The sequence below is a fragment of the Rathayibacter sp. AY2B3 genome, from assembly GCF_002931755.1.
Lineage (GTDB): Bacteria > Actinomycetota > Actinomycetes > Actinomycetales > Microbacteriaceae > Rathayibacter.
In genome coordinates this window covers 1-3,045 of sequence record NZ_PSUG01000084.1, presented here as the reverse complement: position 1 = coordinate 3,045, position 3,045 = coordinate 1, and the positions used below count along the sequence as shown (strand labels likewise).

Here is a 3,045-nt window from a genome sequence, read left to right as displayed (position 1 = left end):
TCCCTCGACGGTCCGGGGTTCCCTCAGAGGGCGGCGGCTTCGCAAGGGGTTGAAGCTGGGAGCCGTAGACGATGGACTGGAGGCACGACGGCGCGGCTCCACTGCGCCCTCGCCCCGACGAAAGGACGTACTCGCTCATGAGCGACGACACCGCAACGGTCCCCACGATCACCCTGAACAACGGCGTGGAGATCCCGCAGCTGGGCTTCGGCGTGTTCCAGATCGACCCGGCCGAGACCAAGGACGCGACCCTGGCGGCCCTCGAGGTCGGCTACCGCCACATCGACACCGCCGAGATGTACGGCAACGAGGCGGGGGTCGGCGAGGCCGTCCGCGCCTCCGGCCTCGACCGCTCCGAGGTCTTCGTGACCAGCAAGCTCAACAACGGCTTCCACGCCCGCGAGGACGCTCTCGCCGCGATCGACGTCACCCTCGGCGAGCTGCAGTTCGACTACGTCGACCTCTTCCTCATCCACTGGCCGCTCCCGAACGTGGGCGACTACCTGGAGACCTGGAAGGCGATGGAGGAGATCTACCGCAGCGGCAAGGCGAAGGCGATCGGCGTCTCCAACTTCCAGACGAACCACCTCAACCGGCTCCGCGCCGAGGCGACCATCGTCCCGGCCGTGAACCAGATCGAGGTGCACCCCTACCTCGTGCAGCAGGAGCTCCGCGCCTACGGCACCGAGCACGGCATCGCGACCGAGGCCTGGTCGCCGATCGCGCAGGGACTCGTCCTCGACGACGACACCATCACCCGCATCGCGCGCAACGTCGACCGCAGCCCGGCGCAGGTCGTCCTCCGCTGGCACATCCAGCGCGGCGACATCGTCTTCCCGAAGTCGGTCACCCGCAAGCGCGTGGAGGAGAACTTCGCCCTCTTCGACTTCGAGCTCGACGACGAGGCGATGACCGACATCACGGCGCTCGACCGCGGCCACCGCACCGGCCCCGACCCCGACACCTTCAACTACATCCCGAGCTGATCCTCGGCCCCACGGAGCGCGCCCGGCCCGCAGGCATCCTGCGGACCGGGCGCGCTCGTGCGTGGGGCTGCGGGCCGAGCCGTGCACGAACGGCGCGGGGCCAGCGGGTCAGGCCTGCTGCGAGTCGCGCCAGGAGTGCTCGGGGGCGTAGCCGAGGACCTCGCGGGCGTGGTCGATCGAGAGCAGGGTGTCGGTGGTCCCGAGGTCGCCGCGCAGCTCGACGCCGGGGAACACCTCGGCCACCAGCTCGGCGTTGGGGCGCGTCATCACGGTGTCGGCCGCGGCGATGATGAAGCGGTCGAACCCGGTCGTCTCGGCGAGCAGCGCCTTCTCGACGGCCTGTGCCCCGTCGCGTCCGTCGATGTAGCCCCAGAGGTTCCACTTGCGCAGCAGCGCGTCGGAGTCGAACGACGGGAACTCGGCGTAGTCGGCCTCGTCCATGACGTTCGAGAAGCGCAGCCCCGTTATCTTCAGGTCAGGGTGCCAGCGGCACAGCTCGATCGCCATCTGCTCCTCGAGGTGCTTGGTGAGCGAGTAGACCGACTCCGGGCGCGCCGGGTACTGCTCGTCGACCGGGATGTAGGGCGGCGGGACGTCGAAGGGCAGGCCCAGCACCGTCTCGCTGGAGGCGTAGACGACGTTGCGGATGCCGGCCCGGATCGCTCCGTGGAACGCGTTGAACGTCGCGATCATGTTGTTGTGGAACGTGGCGACGTCGGGCACGAGGCCCGGCGCGGGGATCGCGGCGAGGTGCACGAGCGCGTCGATCCCGTCGTACTGGTCGTTCACCGACTGCAGCGCGTCCACGACCTGGCCGTAGTCGGCGATGTCGATGCGGACGAAGCCCGCGCCGCGGTCCCCCGCCCGGTCCAGGTTGAAGACCTCGTGCCCGGAGGCGCGGAGGCGGGTGACGACGTGGCGGCCGAGCTTGCCGGATCCACCGGTGACTGCGATTCTCATGCTCGAACGCTAACGGGCCCGCGGCGGGACGGCGAGGGGTGGCGGATCAGCCGCGCGAGTGGAGCGAGATCGCGCCGCCGACCTCGGGCGTCGTCTCGTCGGCGACGAGCTCGGTCCAGCGGCGGAGCACGGCGGCGCCGGCCGCGTCGTTCACGGCTCCGTCGACGACGAGGACCGGGTAGGGCTTCTCGGGCACGCCCTCGGCGGGCCGCACGTCGACGTGGGCGACGTCGTAGGCGTGCTCGAACAGCCAGTCGGCCATCGCGTAGTCGCTCCGGGAGTCGCCGACCGTGCGCCAGCGCTGCGGGATCGCGCCGGTCGCTCCGAGCAGCTCCACGGCGCGCTGGGCGCCGAGGTCCTTGCCGAGCCGGTTCGATTCGATGTCGGTCGAGATGACGGTCGGGTCGATGCGGAAGTCGACCGTCCCCTCCTCGTTCGGGTACCGGATGCCGCGGCGCTCGACTCCGAGGCCCGCGGCGGTCATGATCTGCAGGGCGTCGGCGTCGAAGACGAGCTGGCGCTCGAGGTAGTCCTCGCTCGGCAGGTCGACCAGCTGCTCGGCGGAGACCATGGCGCGCTTGGTCTCGTCGAAGAAGACCAGGTCGTCGTAGTCGGAGCGGATCATCCGCTCGAGGTCGCGGGCAACCGGCTCGGGGATCGCGAGCGACTCGTCGACGATCGGCTCCGAGGTGCCGCGGTAGTCGACGGTGAACCAGACGGCGCCCTTCTCGCAGACGCACACGATGCGCGCCTCGGCCGAGACGCCGCGCTCGAGGAGCGCGGGCAGGACCCGCTCGCGCAGGAACGCGTCGGAGCGGCCCGTGTTGAACACGATCGGGATGCCGGCGTTGGCCAGGGCGACGAGGTCGTCGGCGATCTCGGGGATCGAGATCGTGCGCGTGACGGGGCTCGCGATGGGCCCGTCGACGTCGAGGAGCAGGCCGAGCGGAGGGGGTGTGGAGGTCATCGCGTCCCATTCTGCCGTGCCGGGGCCGCCCGCCGGGAGCCCGGGAGCCTGGGCGAGATGCCGCTTCGGTCCGCCTGCACCGGCGTGTCGCGTACCGAAGTGGCATCTCGCGGAGGGGCGGGGGCGGAGGGG

Annotated in this window: 3 protein-coding genes; 1 reads left to right on the top strand and 2 read right to left on the bottom strand. The window is 70.7% G+C overall.

Annotated features, from left to right (window positions below; translation table 11 throughout):
- Positions 1–137 precede the first annotated feature (137 nt).
- On the top strand, positions 138–986 hold the full coding sequence (locus C5C24_RS17280; RefSeq protein ID WP_104248244.1) for an aldo/keto reductase: 849 nt from the start codon (positions 138–140) through the stop codon (positions 984–986).
- 108 nt (positions 987–1,094) lie between these two features.
- On the opposite strand, the gene C5C24_RS17275 is transcribed toward C5C24_RS17280, so the two are convergent.
- Together C5C24_RS17275 and C5C24_RS17270 are read right to left on the bottom strand one after the other, a co-directional pair.
- Positions 1,095–1,946 (bottom strand): NAD(P)-dependent oxidoreductase, encoded by an 852-nt coding sequence (locus C5C24_RS17275; RefSeq protein ID WP_104276745.1) that lies wholly within the window; start codon positions 1,944–1,946, stop codon positions 1,095–1,097.
- Positions 1,947–1,992: 46 nt separating this feature from the next.
- Positions 1,993–2,913: a hypothetical protein gene (locus C5C24_RS17270; protein ID WP_104276746.1), complete on the bottom strand. Its 921-nt coding sequence runs from the start codon at positions 2,911–2,913 to the stop codon at positions 1,993–1,995.
- Positions 2,914–3,045 lie beyond the last annotated feature (132 nt).

Bases quoted from the DNA above. Each gene is read 5' to 3' on its own strand.
- C5C24_RS17280 (WP_104248244.1), top strand. From the start codon at position 138: ATGAGCGACGACACCGCAACGGTCCCCACGATCACCCTGAACAACGGC.
- C5C24_RS17275 (WP_104276745.1), bottom strand. From the start codon at position 1,946: ATGAGAATCGCAGTCACCGGTGGATCCGGCAAGCTCGGCCGCCACGTC.
- C5C24_RS17270 (WP_104276746.1), bottom strand. From the start codon at position 2,913: ATGACCTCCACACCCCCTCCGCTCGGCCTGCTCCTCGACGTCGACGGG.